Origin of the sequence: Streptomyces sp. NPDC014656 (genome assembly GCF_043084305.1) — a bacterium.
GTDB lineage: Bacteria > Actinomycetota > Actinomycetes > Streptomycetales > Streptomycetaceae > Streptomyces.
Window position 1 is genome coordinate 108,046 of sequence record NZ_JBIBZN010000021.1, and the last position, 15,595, is coordinate 123,640.

The 15,595-nt window shown below is 73.2% G+C and carries 9 protein-coding genes; 6 read left to right on the forward strand and 3 right to left on the reverse strand.

What is annotated here, in order from left to right:
• The first annotated feature begins 139 nt into the window (after window positions 1-139).
• Window positions 140-1,489: a diacylglycerol/lipid kinase family protein gene (locus ACF1ED_RS33920; RefSeq protein ID WP_391767159.1), complete on the forward strand. Its 1,350-nt coding sequence runs from the start codon at window positions 140-142 to the stop codon at window positions 1,487-1,489.
• Between the two features lie 244 nt (window positions 1,490-1,733).
• Here the strand turns inward: ACF1ED_RS33920 and ACF1ED_RS33925 are convergent, their stop codons facing one another.
• Window positions 1,734-2,267, reverse strand: coding sequence for a GNAT family N-acetyltransferase (locus ACF1ED_RS33925; RefSeq protein ID WP_391767161.1), 534 nt, complete (start codon window positions 2,265-2,267; stop codon window positions 1,734-1,736).
• Between the two features lie 213 nt (window positions 2,268-2,480).
• Between ACF1ED_RS33925 and ACF1ED_RS33930 the strand changes: the two genes are divergently transcribed.
• Window positions 2,481-4,997, forward strand: a complete 2,517-nt coding sequence (locus ACF1ED_RS33930) for an ATP-dependent Clp protease ATP-binding subunit (RefSeq protein ID WP_391767163.1) — start codon at window positions 2,481-2,483, stop codon at window positions 4,995-4,997.
• A gap of 65 nt (window positions 4,998-5,062) precedes the next feature.
• Here ACF1ED_RS33930 and ACF1ED_RS33935 read toward each other — a convergent pair whose 3' ends face one another.
• Window positions 5,063-7,384: an FdhF/YdeP family oxidoreductase gene (locus ACF1ED_RS33935; RefSeq protein ID WP_391767165.1), complete on the reverse strand. Its 2,322-nt coding sequence runs from the start codon at window positions 7,382-7,384 to the stop codon at window positions 5,063-5,065.
• Window positions 7,385-7,655: 271 nt separating this feature from the next.
• On the opposite strand from ACF1ED_RS33935, the gene ACF1ED_RS33940 reads away from it, so the two are divergent.
• The 4 genes from ACF1ED_RS33940 to ACF1ED_RS33955 are packed head-to-tail and all read left to right on the forward strand — an operon-like array spanning window position 7,656 to window position 11,682.
• Complete coding sequence (locus tag ACF1ED_RS33940; protein ID WP_391767167.1) at window positions 7,656-8,705, forward strand: Dyp-type peroxidase; 1,050 nt, start codon at window positions 7,656-7,658, stop codon at window positions 8,703-8,705.
• Window positions 8,702-9,529: a family 1 encapsulin nanocompartment shell protein gene (locus ACF1ED_RS33945; RefSeq protein WP_391767169.1), complete on the forward strand. Its 828-nt coding sequence runs from the start codon at window positions 8,702-8,704 to the stop codon at window positions 9,527-9,529. The genes ACF1ED_RS33940 and ACF1ED_RS33945 overlap by 4 nt, the downstream gene beginning before the upstream one ends.
• Window positions 9,526-10,167 (forward strand): DUF1345 domain-containing protein, encoded by a 642-nt coding sequence (locus ACF1ED_RS33950; RefSeq protein WP_391767171.1) that lies wholly within the window; start codon window positions 9,526-9,528, stop codon window positions 10,165-10,167. Before ACF1ED_RS33945 ends, ACF1ED_RS33950 begins: the two co-directional genes overlap by 4 nt.
• 42 nt (window positions 10,168-10,209) lie before the next feature.
• Window positions 10,210-11,682, forward strand: coding sequence for a phytoene desaturase family protein (locus tag ACF1ED_RS33955; RefSeq protein ID WP_391767173.1), 1,473 nt, complete (start codon window positions 10,210-10,212; stop codon window positions 11,680-11,682).
• A gap of 118 nt (window positions 11,683-11,800) precedes the next feature.
• Here the strand turns inward: ACF1ED_RS33955 and ACF1ED_RS33960 are convergent.
• On the reverse strand, window positions 11,801-15,595 hold a 3,795-nt coding region (locus tag ACF1ED_RS33960), incomplete at its 5' end, for an FG-GAP-like repeat-containing protein (RefSeq protein WP_391767175.1).

The following is a 15,595-nucleotide window of genomic DNA, read 5'->3' on the forward strand; positions in this document are numbered from 1 at the left end:
TCTTCCCCGGCCGTCGGAGCGGGCGTGGGCCCGCGGGCGCCTCATCCGCGTGGGCCCGCCGGGATGCCGCCCGCCACGCGCGCGTGCAGGCTGGTGCCTCGGGCTGGGCTCGGGGGCGAGAGGGTCGGGTGAGGCACGCATGGGCGCGACGCGGGAGACGGACACCGGCGCTTCGGGGGCCGCGCGGCTCCTGGCGCGACTGGCCCTGCTGGCCGCGGTCGGCGCGCTGGCCGTGCTCGCGCTCGCCCTGGGCGAGGGCGGTCTCCTGGTGGTCGGGGCCGGACTGCTCGGGCTGGTCCTCTGCGCCGTCGGCGTCTGGTGGTTCGTGGCGCACCGGGGCCCGCTGCGGCTGATCGGGGCGCTCCTCGTCGTCCTCGCCCCGGCCGGGATCGTGGTGCTCTTCGCCCACGACGGACTGTGGCTGACCGCGCTGATCCTGTGCCTGTGCTGGGCACTCGCCCTGTTCTGCGCCCGGGCCGCGCTGCGCCGGTCACGGCCGGAGCGGCCGAGGGAGACGATCGTGGCGGCCAGACCGCGCAGACCGGTCCTGATCATGAATCCGAAGTCCGGCGGCGGGAAGGTCGGCAGGTTCGGCCTCGTCGAACGGGCGGAGGAGCTGGGAGCGCGGGTGATCCTCCTCGACCCGTCCGCGCCGGCCGACGTCGCCGCGCTGGCCCGGGAGGCCGTGGCCGACGGCGCGGACCTGCTCGGGGTCGCGGGCGGCGACGGCACCCAGGCCCTGGTCGCGGCGGTCGCCGCCGAGCACGGCCTGCCGTTCCTGGTGGTCTCCGCCGGCACCCGCAACCACTTCGCCATGGACCTCGGACTCGACCGCGACGACCCCGCCCGCTGCCTCGACGCCCTGACCGACGGCGAGGAGCTCCGCGTCGACCTCGGCGACGTCTCCGGGCGGGCCTTCGTCAACACCGTCTCCTTCGGGGTGTACGCGGACGTGGTGCAGCGCCCCGAGTACCGCGACGACAAGGCGGGCACGGCGCTCAGCCTCATGCCGGACCTGCTGCTCGGCGACGGCGTACGACGGCTCGACTCCCTCGTCGACGGCGAGCCGCTCGACGACCAGCAGGCGCTGCTCGTCAGCAACAACCCCTACTTCTCCCCCGACGAGCTCAGCGGGGCCGGCCGCCGCCCCCGGCTCGACGACGGGGAGCTGGGAGTGCTCGGGATCCGGGTGGAGGACGCGGGGCAGGCGGCCGAGCTGGCCGTACGGGGCTCCCAGTCCAGCGGCCTGACCGTGCTGAGCGCCCACCGGGTGGAGGTGACCGTCACGGGCCAGGCGGAGATCCCCGTGGCGGTCGACGGCGAGGCGCTCCGGATGCCCACCCCCGTCGTCTGCACCCTCCGGGCCGGCGCGCTGCGGGTCCAGGTCCCGCGCGACCGGCCGGGCGTCGTGGCGCCCCCGCCCGCCGTCGACTGGCGGCGGATCCTCCACCTCGCCTTCGGCCGCCCCCGGCGGACGGCAACCGGGTGAATGGGCGGCAACCCGGTGAATGGGCGGCGGCCCGGTGAACGGGCCGCCGCCCGCCGGGTGCGCCGCCCGCCGGGTGCGCCGCCCGCCGGGTGCGCCGCCCGCCGAGTGCGCCGAAGGCCGGACCGCCGTCCGCCGGGTGCGCCGAAGGCCGGGACGCCGCCCCGCGACCCGACGGCGTCACCGGGCCAGACCCCGCCCCGCCGGGGGAGCTCACGGCCGGGGGCCGAACGGGGCCGCCGCCCCGCTACGGCGCCGGGACGGGCCCCTCCTCCGTCAGCGTGAGCTGGAGCAGCACCGTGTCCAGCCACCTGCCGTGCTTGTGGCCGACCGCCTTGAGCCGGCCCGCCTCGGTGAAGCCGAGCCGGCGGTGCAGCGCCTGCGAGGCGGCCGTGCCGGAGTCCGCGACGACCGCGATCATCTGGTGCGCCCCGGCGCCGGCGCAGGCGGCGATGAGGGGCCGCATGAGCAGGGTGCCCAGGCCCCGGCCCGTGGCCTCCGGGGCGAGGTAGACGGAGTTCTCGACCGAGTGCCGGTAGGCGGGCTTCGGCCGCCAGGGCGAGGCGTACGCGTAGCCCGCGACCCGGCCCGCCACCTCCGCCACCAGGAAGGGCAGGCCCCGGGCCGTGAGGTCCGCCAGCCGTTCGTGCCAGTACGCGACGGGCGGCGCGGTCTCGTCGAAGGTGACGACCGTGTGGAGGACGTAGTGGGCGTAGAGGGAGGCGACGGCCTCCATGTCCGCCGGGACGGCGGGGCGGATCAGCGGCTCGGGCGCGGTCATCCGCCGATCGTAGGGGGCGCGGACGGGGGGGGAGGGGGTGGTACGGGCCCATGGAGAGGACGGCCGGGAGCCCGCGTGGGCGCCCGCGCGCGAGGCCCCGGGCGGGCCGCCCCGCCGTCCGGTTCCACGGCCACCGCGCCCGTTCCGTTTGCGGAGCCGGAACGGGCGGGTTTCAGTGTGGGGGACCCCCCACGCCCTTTCAGGAGCACAGACATGTCGATGGCGTTCGGTTCCCCCTTCGGCCCCTCCGACCCGTTCGGCGACCTGCTGAACCGCTTCTTCGGAATGTCCCCGGCGTCCTCGCCGCCGGCGGTCCAGCGGGTCCCCATCGGCCGTCTCCTCACCGAGTCGTCCCACGAACTCCTCAACACCGCCACCGCCAGGGCGGTGGCGGACGGCACCACCGACCTGGACACCGAGCACCTCCTGTGGGCCGCCACCCAGGTCGAACCCACCCGCCGGCTGCTCGCGCGCGCGGGCGTCGACCCCGACGGGCTGGCCGACCGGATCACCAAGGTGCTGCCGCACGAGTCCGAGGAGCCCTCCGCCGAGCCGGGCCTCACCCCCGCCGCCAAGCGGACCCTCGCGCTCGCCCACGCCACCTCGCAGGCCGCGGGCGTCTCGTACATCGGCCCCGAGCACATCCTCGGCGCCCTCCTCGGCGACGCCGACTCCGGCGCCTCCCGCTTCCTGCGCGCCGAGGACCTCGACGTCTCCAAGCTGCGCGGGGTGACCGACCAGGCCGCCCGGGGCGGCGACACCGCCGCCCCCGCCGCGCCGAAGCAGCCCGCCACCACCCTCGACGAGTTCGGCCGCGACCTCACCGAGGAGGCGAGGGCCGGAAAGCTCGACCCGGTCGTCGGCCGCGCCGAGGAGATCGAGCAGACCATCGAGATCCTCTCCCGCAGGTCCAAGAACAACCCCGTCCTCATCGGCGAGCCCGGCGTCGGCAAGACCGCCATCGTCGAGGGCCTGGCCCAGCGGATCGTGGCCGGCGAGGTCCCCGACACCCTCAAGGACAAGCGGGTCGTCTCCCTCGACCTCTCCGGCATGGTCGCCGGCGCCCAGTACCGGGGCCAGTTCGAGGAGCGCCTCAAGAAGGTCATCGAGGACGTCCAGAAGTCCGAGGGCGAGATCGTCCTCTTCATCGACGAACTGCACACCGTCGTCGGCGCCGGCGCCACCGGCGAGGGTTCCATGGACGCCGGGAACATGCTCAAGCCCGCCCTCGCCCGCGGCGAGCTGCACGTCGTCGGCGCCACCACCATCGACGAGTACCGCAAGTACATCGAGAAGGACGCCGCGCTCGAACGCCGCTTCCAGCCCGTCCTCATCCCCGAGCCGACCGTCGAGGAGACCGTCCAGATCCTCGAAGGACTCCGCGACGCCTACGAGGCCCACCACCAGGTCCGGTTCGCCGACGGCGCCCTCGCCGCCGCCGCCGAACTCTCCGACCGGTACGTCAGCGACCGCTTCCTCCCCGACAAGGCCATCGACCTGATGGACCAGGCCGGGGCCCGCGTACGGCTCCGCAGCGCGGGCCGCTCCACCGAGGTGATCAGCCGCGAGGACCGGCTCGCCAAGCTGCGCCGCGAGAAGGACCAGGCGGTGGCCGCCGAGGAGTTCGAGAAGGCCAAGCAGCTCAAGGAGGAGATCGCCGGGGTCGAGGGCGAACTCGCCGGCATCGAGGAGCGCCGCGAGGGCGTGGTCTCCGTCACCGCCTCCGACATCGCCGACATCGTCTCCCGCCGCACCGGCATCCCCGTCGCCCAGCTCACCACCAGCGAGAAGGAACGCCTGCTCAGGCTGGAGGAGGAGATGCACGCCCGGATCGTCGGGCAGGACGAGGCCGTCACCGCCGTCTCCGAGGCCGTCCGCCGCAACCGCGCCGGCATGGGCGACGAGAACCGGCCCGTCGGCTCCTTCCTCTTCCTCGGCCCCACCGGCGTCGGCAAGACGGAGCTCGCCAAGACCCTCGCCGAACTGCTCTTCGGCGACGAGGACCGGATGGTCCGCTTCGACATGAGCGAGTTCCAGGAGAAGCACACCGTCGCCCGGCTCGTCGGCGCCCCGCCCGGATACGTCGGCTACGAGGAGGCCGGCCAGCTCACCGAGAAGGTCCGCCGCCAGCCGTACAGCGTCGTTCTCTTCGACGAGGTCGAGAAGGCCCACCCCGACGTCTTCAACACCCTGCTCCAGATCCTCGACGACGGACGGCTCACCGACGGCCAGGGCCGCACGGTCGACTTCCGCCACTGCGTCGTCATCATGACGTCCAACATCGGCGCCCACCGCATCCTCGCCCACGAGGGCGACGCGGCCGAGCTGAAGGACGAGCTGATGGAGGACCTGCGGGGCCGCTTCCTGCCCGAGTTCCTCAACCGCATCGACGACATCATCGTCTTCCACAGCCTCACCGAGAAGGACCTCACCGAGATCGTCGAGCACCTCCTCGACCGCAGCAAGCACCGCGTCCACGCCCAGGGCATGACCCTGGAGGTCACCGAGGCCGCCACGAAGCTCCTGGTCGCCCACGGCTACCAGCCGGAGTTCGGAGCCCGCCCGCTGCGCCGCACCATCCAGACCGAGCTCGACAACCGCGTCGCCTCCCTCCTCCTCGGCGGCGAGGCGGAACCCGGCGACACCATCGTCGCCGACGTCGTCGACGACTCCCTGCACTGCACCGTCCGCAAGGGCGAGCGGCCCGCCGCCGAGCCCGCCGCGGCCTGATCCGTCGACCGCGCCGGACGGCCCCCGCCTCGCGAGGCGGGGGCCGTCCGGCGTCCGTGCGCCGCTCAGCCCGCCGGCTCGATCACCACCTTCAGGTGCTTCATGATCGGCTGGTCGCTCTGGGTGCTGTAGTCGCCCAGCGCGCACAGCACGTTCATCTCCGGCATGTACCCCGCCGCGCAGCCGCGCGGGATGTCGTACGGCACCGCCAGGTAGCCGTGGAGCGAGCGCCGGCCGCCGTCGCGGGCGGTGGCCGTGATGTCGACCGGGGCGAGTTCCGCGATGCCCCGTTCGCGCATGTCGGCGCGGTTCATGAAGACCAGGGTGCGCAGCCCGCTCACTCCCCGGTAGCGGTCGTCGTCGGAGTAGATCGTGGTGTTCCACTGGTCGTGCGAGCGCATCGTGCCCAGGGCGAGCGTGCCCGGCTCCGGGACGACGTCCGGCAGCGGCGCGGCGGAGAACTCGGCCTTCCCCGAGGGGGTGAGGAAGACCAGTTCGCGCGCGGGCTGCCTGATGCGGAAGCCCAGCGGCAGCCGCACCCGGCGGTTGAAGTCCTCGAAGCCGTCCAGCACCCGGGCCATGACGTCCCGGATCCGGTCGTAGTCCTCCACGTACCAGGACCACGGCGTCGCGCTCTCCGGGAGCGCGGCCCGCGCCATGCCCGCGACGATGGCCGGTTCGGAGAGCAGGTGCGGCGACGCGGGCTTCTTCATCCCGCGCGACAGGTGGACCATGCTCATCGAGTCCTCGACCGAGGTGGCCTGGTCGCCCTTGCGCTGGTGGTCCTTCTCGGTGCGGCCCAGGCACGGCAGGATCAGCGCCCGCCGGCCGTGCACCACGTGGCTGCGGTTGAGCTTGGTGCTCACCTGGACGGTCAGCTCGCAGTTCCGCAGCGCCTCGTACGTCACCGGGGTGTCGGGCGCGGCCAGCGCGAAGTTGCCGCCCATGGCGACGAAGACCTTCACGTCCCCGCCGGCCATCGCCTCGATGGTGCGCACGGTGTCGAGGCCGTGGGCGCGCGGCGGATCGATCCCGCAGACCTCGGCGAGCCGGTCGAGGAAGGCGTCGGCGGGGCGGTGGTCGATGCCGCAGGTGCGGTTGCCCTGGACGTTGCTGTGGCCGCGCACGGGGGAGGGGCCGGCGCCCTCGCGGCCCAGGTTGCCGCGCAGCAGCAGGAGGTTGACGATCTCGCGGACCGTGTCGACGCCGTGCTCGTGCTGGGTGACGCCGAGGCACCAGCTGATGATCGAGCGGTCCGCCTCCCGGTACACCCGGGCCGCCGCGAGGACCTCCTCGCGGGGGAGTCCCGACTGGTGCTCGATCTCCTCCCACGAGGTGGCCTCGCACACCGCCCGGTACTCCTCGAAGCCCGCCGTGTGGCGCTCGATGAACTCCCGGTCCAGCGCCTTCGGGTCGGACCCCGCCTGTTCGAGCACCGCCTTGGCCACTCCCCGTACGAAGGCCATGTCGCCGCCGATCCGCGGCTGGAGGTTCAGCGTCGACGTCCTCGTGGCGTGGAAGGTTGCCATGTCCTTGAAGTCGTGGGGGATGATCGCGCGGGTCGCGGCGGCCTCCACCAGCGGGTTGACGTGCACGATGTGCGCGCCCCGGTCGTACGCCTCGGTGAGGGCGGTGAGCATGCGGGGCGCGTTGGAGGCGGCGTTGACCCCGAGGATGAAGAGCGCGTCGGCGGTCTCCCAGTCGGCGAGGTCCACGGTGCCCTTGCCGGTGCCCAGCGAGGCCGTCAGCGCGCGCCCGCTCGCCTCGTGGCACATGTTGGAGCAGTCGGGGAGGTTGTTGGTGCCCAGCTCGCGGGCGAGCAGCTGGTAGAGGAAGGTCGCCTCGTTGCCGAGGCGGCCCGAGGTGTAGAACGACGCCTGGTTCGGGTCGTCCAGCCCGCGCAGGGCGCTTCCGACCAGTTCGAAGGCGTCCTTCCAGCCGATCGGCACGTAGTGGTCGGTGCCGGGGTCGTAGACCATCGGCTCGGTGAGCCGGCCCTCGTTCTCCAGCGCGTGGTCCGTCCACCCGGCCAGCTCCGTCACCGAGTGCGCGGCGAAGAACTCCCGCCCGACCCGCTTCCGGGTCATCTCCCAGGTGACGTGCTTGATGCCGTTCTCGCAGATGTCCAGATGGAGGCCCTTGGTGTCGTCGGGCCACGCGCAGCCGGGACAGTCGAAGCCGGTGCGCTCGTGGTTCATCTTCATGATCGCCCGGGGGCCGTCCACGGGCAGGGCGCCCTCGCGGAGCATGAACCGGGTCACGCTCTTCGCGGCGCCCCAGCCGGCCGCGGGGTGGTGGTACGGCCGGACCTCCGGCTCCCCGTCGGGCACCGGCCCCACGCGGGGCTCCACGCCGTCGTCCTGCTGCTCGGCTCGGTCGAGGCTCATGGGCCTGCCACCCTTCCGGCGCACCGGGCGCACGGGATCGCGTACGGCCCCCTTCCGGCAGGCTAAGCCGGGCCCCGGACGGTCGCCAGCCGGGGGCGACGGGCTGCGGGCGTGACCGGCCATGGATACGCTGGCGAAGATTTGCCCATGATTTCCACCCTTTTTCCTTATCGTCTGTGATCGTCCGCCCTCGCCGTCGCGGTACTCGCCGCCCGCCGTCCTTGCCGTCGTCCGTTCTTGTCATCCGTCCTTTTCGTCCGACGGGAGTCGCATGGCCGTCCCCCAGCCCGTCCCCCAGCTCGTCCTCGGCCCGCCCACCAAGGCCGCCCTCTTCCTCACCCTCACCGTCGCGCCCGGCCGCGAGACCGAGGTACGCGAAGGGCTCCAGGGGCTGTCCGGACTGACCCGCTCCGTCGCCTTCCGCGCCCGCGACGACGCCCTCGCCTGCGTCGCGGGCATCGCCTCCGACGCCTGGGACCGGCTGGCCGGCGGCCCCCGCCCCCGCGAGCTGCACCCCTTCACCCCGCTCCAGGGCCCCCGGCACCGGGCCCCCGCCACCCCCGGCGACCTGCTCCTCCACCTGCGGGCCCGCCGCGCCGACCTCTGCTTCGAGCTGGCCCGGCTCGTCCTCGACGGCTTCGGGGACGCCGTCACCGTCGTCGACGAGGTGCACGGCTTCACCTACTTCGACGACCGCGACCTGCTCGGCTTCGTCGACGGCAGCGAGAACCCCACCGGGCCCGACGCCGCCGGCGCCGTCCTCGTCGCCGACGAGGACCCGGACTTCCGCGGCGGCAGCTACGTCGTCGTCCAGAAGTACCTCCACGACCTCACCGCCTGGAACGCCCTCCCCACCGAGGAGCAGGAGCGCGTCATCGGCCGTTCCAAGGCCGACAACGTCGAACTCCCCGACGACGTCAAACCGCCCGACTCGCACGTCGCCCTCAACACCGTCGAGGACGAGGACGGCGAGGAACAGCGGATCGTCCGCCAGAACATGCCCTTCGGACGGCTCGGCACCGCCGAGTTCGGCACCTACTTCATCGGCTACTCCCGCACCCCGGCCGTCACCGAGCGGATGCTCCGCAACATGTTCCTCGGCGACCCGCCCGGCACCACCGACCGCATCCTCGACTTCTCCACCGCCGTCACCGGGGGCCTCTTCTTCGTCCCGAGCGCCACCCTCCTCGACGACCTCCCCGCCCCGGGAGCCGCCCGGGAAGAGGCCCTGCGGAGCGCCCCCGAGCCCGTGCCCGCCGAAGCCGTCCACCCGGGGCCCTCCCTGGGCATCGGCAGCCTGAAAGGAGTCCCGGCGTCATGACCAGCCTCCCCGGCACGCCCGCCCCCACCAGCAACCTGCACCGCGAACTCGCCCCCGTCACCCCCGCCGCGTGGACCGAGATCGAGGAGGAGGCCCGCCGCACCTTCCGCCGCAACGTCGCCGGCCGCCGCGTCGTCGACGTGCCCGACCCCGGCGGCGCCGGACTCGCCGCCGTCGGCACCGGCCACCTCACCGAACTCGAAGCCCCCGCCCACGGCGTCCGCGCCCGGCTGCGCGAGGCCCGCCCGCTGGTCGAGCTCTTCGTCCCCTTCACCGTCGACCGCTCCGCCGTCGACGACGTCGAACGCGGCGCCAAGGACTCCGACTGGCAGCCCGTCAAGGACGCCGCCCGCACCCTCGCCCTCGCCGAGGACCGCACCGTCTTCGACGGCTACGCCGCCGCCGGCGTCCGCGGCCTGCGCGCCTCCTCCTCCAACCCGGCCGTCGCGCTCCCCGTCGAACCCCCCGACTACCCCGACGCCGTCAGCCGCGCCCTCACCGCCCTACGGCTGGCCGGCGTCGACGGCCCGTACGCCCTGCTCCTCGGCGCCGACGAGTACCGGTCCGTCAGCGAGACCTCCGACCACGGCTACCCCGTCGCCGCCCACCTCGCCCGCATGCTCGACGGCCCCCCGATCTGGGCCCCCGCCCTCAAGGGCGGCCTCGTGCTCTCCACCCGCGGCGGCGACTTCGAACTCCGCCTCGGCCAGGACGTCTCCATCGGCTACACCCGGCACGACGCCGACACCGTGGAGCTGTACCTCCACGAGACCCTGACCTTCTTCGCGTACACGGACGAGGCCGTGGTCGTCCTCGGCTCATGACCGGCCTCCACGCCTGGTCGTGGCGGTACGCGGTCCCCCGGCTCACCGGCGCCGCCGTCCTCGGCGCCGCCGCGGGGACCGCCACCGGCGCCCTCGCCGACACCGCGCTCGGCATCCTCGCCGGGATCGCCGTGGCCGAGACCTTCTTCGTCGTCACCGGCTGGATCGTGCTCTGGCCGATGGACGCCACCACCACCCGCCGCAACCTGCGGCGCGAGGAGTTCCGGCCGGTCGTCGAGGAACTGGCGGTGGTCGGAGCGGCCCTCTGCGGGCTCGTCGCCATCGTCGCCCTGCTCCTCGTCGACTCCGGCTACGACCGCGCCGCCGCCGCGACGGCCCTGTGGGGCGTCTTCATGGCCTGGGCGGCGCTCCACCTCATGTACGCCACCCGGTACGCCTACCTCTACCACCGCCCGCCCGAGGGCGGCATCGACTTCAACTCCCGCGACCGGCCCCGGTACACCGACTTCCTGTACTTCTCCTACAACCTCGGCATGACGTACCAGGTCTCGGACACGAACGTCTCGGACCCCGGGATCCGGGCGGTCGTCCTGCGCCACTGCCTCCTCTCGTACGTCTTCGGCGCCAGCATCCTCGCCACCGCGATCAACCTGGTGGCCGGCATCGTCACCGGCTGACCCGGTGTGCGCGCGCCGAGAGCCTTTCGGCAGACTCGCCCCATGAGCAGCACGCACCCGCGCCCCGCCCGCCCCGCCGGTTCCGTCCCGACCGCCGTCGTCGTCGGCGCGGGCCCCAACGGGCTCGCGGCCGGCGCCCTGCTCGCCGAGGCCGGCGTCGAGGTCACGGTCCTGGAGGCCGCGGAGACCATCGGCGGCGGCACCCGCACCGACGAGGCGATCCTGCCCGGGCTCCTCCACGACCACTGCTCGGCCGTCCACCCCCTCGCCGTCGCCTCGCCCGCCCTCCGCCACCTCCGCCTCGACCGGCACGGGCTGACCTGGCGGCTCCCCGAGATCGACTGCGCCCACCCCCTCGACGACGGCACCGCCGCCGTCCTGTACCGCTCCGTCACCGAGACCGCCGCCGGCCTCGGCGCCGACGCCGCCCGCTACCGGGCCCTGCTCGCCCCCTCCGTACGCCGTTGGGAGGCCCTCTCCACCGACGTCATGGGCCCACTGCTCCGGCTCCCCGACCACCCGCTGCTCCTGGCCCGCTTCGGCCTGCCGACCGTGCTGCCCGCCGCCGCCCTCGCCCGGCTCTTCCGCACGCCGGGCGCCCGCGCGCTGTGGGCGGGCGTCGCGGCCCACGCGTACCGCCCGCTGACCGAGCCCTTCAGCTCGGCCATCGGCCTCGGCATCCTCACCGCCGGACACGCGGCCGGCTGGGCCGTCGCCGAGGGCGGCTCCCGGGCCATCACCGACGCCCTCGCCGCCGCGCTCCGCGCCCACGGCGGCCGGATCGAGACGGGAGTCAGGATCACCGACCGCACCCAGCTGCCGCCCGCCGACCTCACCCTCCTCGACCTCGACCCCGCGCAGGCCGCCGGGGTGTACGGCGACCTGCTGCCGTCCCGGACGGCCGCCGCCTACCGCCGCTTCCGGCGCGGCCCCGGCGCCTTCAAGGTCGACCTCGCCGTCGAGGGCGGCGTGCCCTGGCGGGCGGAGGCCGCCCGCCGCGCCGGCACCGTCCACCTGGGCGGCCCGCTCGCCGAGGTCGTCCGCGCCGAACGGGACGTGACGGACGGCCGGATGCCCGAGCGCCCCTTCGTCCTGGTCGGCCAGCAGTACCTCGCCGACCCCACCCGCTCCGCCGGCGACGTCCACCCGGTGTGGACGTACGCCCACGTGCCCCACGGCTACGACGGCGACGCCACCGACGCGATCCTCGCCCGCCTCGAACAGTTCGCGCCCGGCGTCCGCGACCGGATCGTCGGCACGCGGGTCACCCGCCCGTCCGACTTCGCCGCCGCCAACCCGAACTTCGCCGGCGGCGACATCCTGACGGGCGCCAAGACCGTCCCCCAGCTCGTCCTCGGCGCCCGCCCCGCCCTCGACCCCTACGCCACCGGTCTGCCGGGCGTCTACCTCTGCTCCGCCGCCACCCCGCCCGGCCCCGGCGCCCACGGCATGTCCGGCGCGGGCGCGGCGGCCTCCGCCCTGCGCCACCTGGGCATCCGCCCGCCCTGGCGGTGACCCCCTCCTTCTCCTTCGGGAAGACGCGGTCCGCCGCTCCCTCCACGGGGACGCGCGAAGGGCCGCACCCCCGGCTGGGGTGCGGCCCTGGTCATGCGGTCAGGCCGTGGACGTCACGTCACCAGGTGCCCGGGCGGGCGTACCACGAGGGCATCGGCGAGTCGACCGTTCCCGCCGCGTTCCCCTGGAAGGTGAAGACGCGGGTCTCACCGCTGCCGTAGTTGTAGGACACGGTGACGTCGGGCCGCCCGTCGCCGTTCACGTCCCCGGGGAGCAGGTTGCCCGTGTTCGCCGTCACCCAGTGGCCGGCCGGGCGGGACCACGGGGTGACGAAGGTGTCGAAGCCGCCGCCGGCACGGGCGTGGAAGACGCGGAACTCCGCCCGGCCGTCGTCGTACCCGTACATGACCGCGAGGTCGTCGCGGCCGTCCTTGTCGAAGTCGGCGCTGGTCAGCTTGGTCCGGTCGCGCTCCCAGGGGCCGGACGCGACGTTCCACGACCGCACCGGGGCGTCCACGGAGCCGTCCGCCTTCGCGGCGAAGGTGTAGAGCCCGGCGGCTCCCGACGCGAAGCTGTAGAGGCCGACGAGGTCGTCGCGCCCGTCACCGTTCGTGTCGCCCATCGTGTAGCGGACGTTCTCCGACCACCAGTACCCCGAAGGGGACTTGTACGAGAGGACGGGGTCCTCGAAGGTGCCGTCGGCACGCGCCAGCGAACGGAAGACGCCCGTGACGCCGTTGCCGTAGTTGTACACGAAGACCAGGTCGTCCCGGCCGTCCCCGTTGACGTCGCCCGTCAGCGGGGTGCCCAGGGCCCAGTTCCATCCGGTGGCCAGGGCCACGCTCTTCAGCGTGGCCGGCGGCCCCGCGGCCTGGGTCACGAACGACCAGGCGGCGACGCTGCCGTCCCCGTAGCCGTAGAAGCCCACGACGTCGTCCCGGCCGTCCCCGTTGAAGTCGCCCGAGGCCCACTGGGTGCGGGCGTGGTCGAATTCGCCGGCGTCGGCGCTCCAGTACTCCTGCGGCGGGTTGTGTCCGCCGTCGGCGCCGGCCTTGGCGGCGTAGAGCCCGGTGGTCATCTTGTCGTAGTCGTAGGCGGTGAGGACGTCCGTCCTGCCGTCCCCGTCGTAGTCGCCGGCGAGGTCCGTGCGGAGGTGCATCGTGCGGTCCTGCCACGCGTGGCTCGCGGCGTGACCGCTCTCGCGGTACCAGCGGACGTATCCGTTCTGGAAGTCGGTGCGCCGGCCGCCCAGCACGGCGTACTCCCGCGACGTGGGGAAGCCGAGGCTGCCGGTGGGACCGCCGGCGCTCAGCCAGTGGGTGCGGATGCTGCCGATGACCGGCCAGGCGCCCGTGGCGCTGCTCCAGTAGAAGGAGGCGTTGCTCCCGCTGCTGACCAGGCGACGGAAGTCCTGGTAGTGGTTGGCCCCGATGGGCGTCTCGTCGCCGGTCGGGTAGCCGTACTTCTGCACACCGCCGAGGGCGACGTACTTCCGGTAGACCGCACCGCGGATGGCGAAGGGGCCGAGGCCGGGCTTGCCGTAGATGGCGCTGGGAGCCCCGGCCTTGCTGAACGTCACGAAGTCGCCTCCGTCGACGTTCGTGACCTGCCGGTCCGAGGTCGGGTAACCGAGGGCACCGGTCTCCCGCCCCATGCTGTTCCACTTGACGAACAGGCTGTTGGCGACGGACCAGGCTCCGGTGGTCTTGCTCCAGGAGATGGCGCGGTCGGTGGCGGTGGTGCCGGGCTGCGCGAAGTTGACGTACCGTCCGCCGTCGCTGACGGTGGTCACGCCGGAGGTCGGCTTGCCGAAGACGGCCTCGCCGCCCAGGGCCTCGTACTTGCCGCGGATGGGACCACAGAGGTCGACGGTGCCGCTGCCCGAGGCAAGCGCGAAGGGCTTGCAGTCGGCCCAGTCGTAGCCGGTGGTGGCGACGTAGCGGGCGGCCTTGAAGGACTGGCCCTCGACGGGCACCTGGCCGGAGTAGACGCCGGAGTACACGTAGGTGCGGCCGGAGCCGTCGCGCGACCAGAGGTCGGCGCGGCCGTCGTTCTCGAAGTCGCCGGTGGTCGACAGGTGGGGAACGTCGGCGGCCTTGAAGCCGGTGGCGATGGAGGTCTGGCGGACCGCGGGGTCGCCGTAGACGGTGAGGTCGGCCAGGACGTTGCCCTGTCCGGGCGTGGTGGCGCGCTTGCTCGTGTACTGGTGGATGGTGCCCTTGACCTTGTCACGGGCCCAGATCTCCGGGAGGCCGTCCTTGTTCAGGTCGCCCGGGGTCATGATCGTCATGTCCTGCCAGTCGGCGTTGCCGAGCGCGATGGGGGCGCTGAAGCTGTCCAGCATGCCGCTGGTGCGCGAGCCGAGGTAGAGCCAGAGGTTGGCGCCCTCCTTGACCAGCAGGTCGGGGAAGTCCCGCTCGTCGATCACGTCGTCGGGGCCGCCGTAGGGCGCTCCGTCGTCGTCGCTGAGGCTGGGCACGGAGACGATCTCGGCGCCCTTGGCCCAGTGGTTGTCGCACATGGGGTCGCCGGGGGTGTAGCAGTTGTTGACGGCGATCGTCAGGTGCTGCCGGTCGTTGTCATTGGTGAGGAGCTTGCCGCCGCCGTTGCCCCGGTAGGCCCACAGCTCGTAGGTGCTGGGGTCGTCGGCCGCGGGCTGCAGGGAGACGAGGTCCTCGTAGTAGTCGTCGTCGTCCCAGCTGCCACCCACGGAGACCGTGGCGGAGGCGAAGGACTCGTCCTTGGCCGCCTCGCCGGCGCCGAAGGTGCCGTCAGTACGGCTCGGGTAGGACCACAGCGTGCCGGAACCCGGGTCGAGCGTGACGAGGTCGACCAGGTCGTCGCCGTTCAGGTCGCCGAGCTTGTCGCGCTTGTCCGAACGCGACGGGATGAACAGGTACGCCTTCACCCGCGAGCGGTTGTTGGCCGCGTCCTCGCTGCGCACGTACAGGTACTGGGGGCCGTTGCTCATCGGCTTGACGCTGACGGTGACCGAACCGCCGGTCGCGGTGGGCTTGGCCGACTTCTCCTTGGTGTCGTAGTCGGTCCACCAGATGTACTCGGTGATGTCGTTGGTCTCGTCCGGGGCGGGGTTGGCCGCGAAGGTGAACGAGCCGGTCGTCCGCGCGGGCTTCGCGCAGGGGGTGCCCGCCGGCAGGTCGGGCGTGCAGCCCTTGCTGACGTTCTCGGGCCACTGCGCCGAGCTGACCTTCGGCGGGTTCTTCGGACCGGTGTAATCGTAGGTGAAGTAGCAGCGGCCGGCGCGCGGGCTGTTGCCGACGCTGTCCTTGACGATCGCCTCGTACCAGAAGGTGGCGGACGGCAGGGTCGTGCCGGCGGGGATGCGCAGCTGGGCGGTGCCGCCGCTGCTGGCGTTGCGCGTCACGGTCTTGGCCGGCTTGCCGTTCTGGGCCCACCTGAACTCGACGTCGAGGTCGTCCTTCTCGGCGTCCGTGAACTTCGAGGCGTTCAGGACGATCTCGTCGGTGGTGCCGATGATGCCGCCCGCACAGGGGAGGGAGGGGTCGATCGTCAGTGTCGGCCGCGTGGGAAGCGTGTTGTAGTACGTCGACACACGCGCGGAGTTCGGGTCGAACTTGCGCCACGAGGTGTCGACCGCGTTCGACTTCGAGGTCAGGACGAAGGACCAGCTGCCCCATTCGTCGGCGACGGCGTTCTTGATGGCGCTCGTGACCGAGAACTCGACGAGTCCGGCACTGTCCATCGGGCAGTTGCGGCCGCCGAAGGACTCGCCGGAGGAGTCCACGAGGACGCCCCAGGCGGGCTGGTTGTTCCAGGTGATGTTGCGCGGCAGGTCCTTGCCGATGGTCTTGACCTGGACGTCACCGGAGTTGCAGGACCAGGAGCCGGCGTGCGTCTGCTTGATGCGCAGCGTCGACTTGATGATGTCCTT

Excerpts from the sequence above, each read along its gene's own strand:
- ACF1ED_RS33930 (WP_391767163.1), top strand. The coding sequence starts at position 2,481 with ATGTCGATGGCGTTCGGTTCCCCCTTCGGCCCCTCCGACCCGTTCGGC.
- ACF1ED_RS33940 (WP_391767167.1), top strand. The coding sequence starts at position 7,656 with ATGGCCGTCCCCCAGCCCGTCCCCCAGCTCGTCCTCGGCCCGCCCACC.
- ACF1ED_RS33945 (WP_391767169.1), top strand. The coding sequence starts at position 8,702 with ATGACCAGCCTCCCCGGCACGCCCGCCCCCACCAGCAACCTGCACCGC.
- ACF1ED_RS33955 (WP_391767173.1), top strand. The coding sequence starts at position 10,210 with ATGAGCAGCACGCACCCGCGCCCCGCCCGCCCCGCCGGTTCCGTCCCG.
- ACF1ED_RS33925 (WP_391767161.1), bottom strand. The coding sequence starts at position 2,267 with ATGACCGCGCCCGAGCCGCTGATCCGCCCCGCCGTCCCGGCGGACATG.
- ACF1ED_RS33920 (WP_391767159.1), top strand. The coding sequence starts at position 140 with ATGGGCGCGACGCGGGAGACGGACACCGGCGCTTCGGGGGCCGCGCGG.
- ACF1ED_RS33950 (WP_391767171.1), top strand. The coding sequence starts at position 9,526 with ATGACCGGCCTCCACGCCTGGTCGTGGCGGTACGCGGTCCCCCGGCTC.
- ACF1ED_RS33935 (WP_391767165.1), bottom strand. The coding sequence starts at position 7,384 with ATGAGCCTCGACCGAGCCGAGCAGCAGGACGACGGCGTGGAGCCCCGC.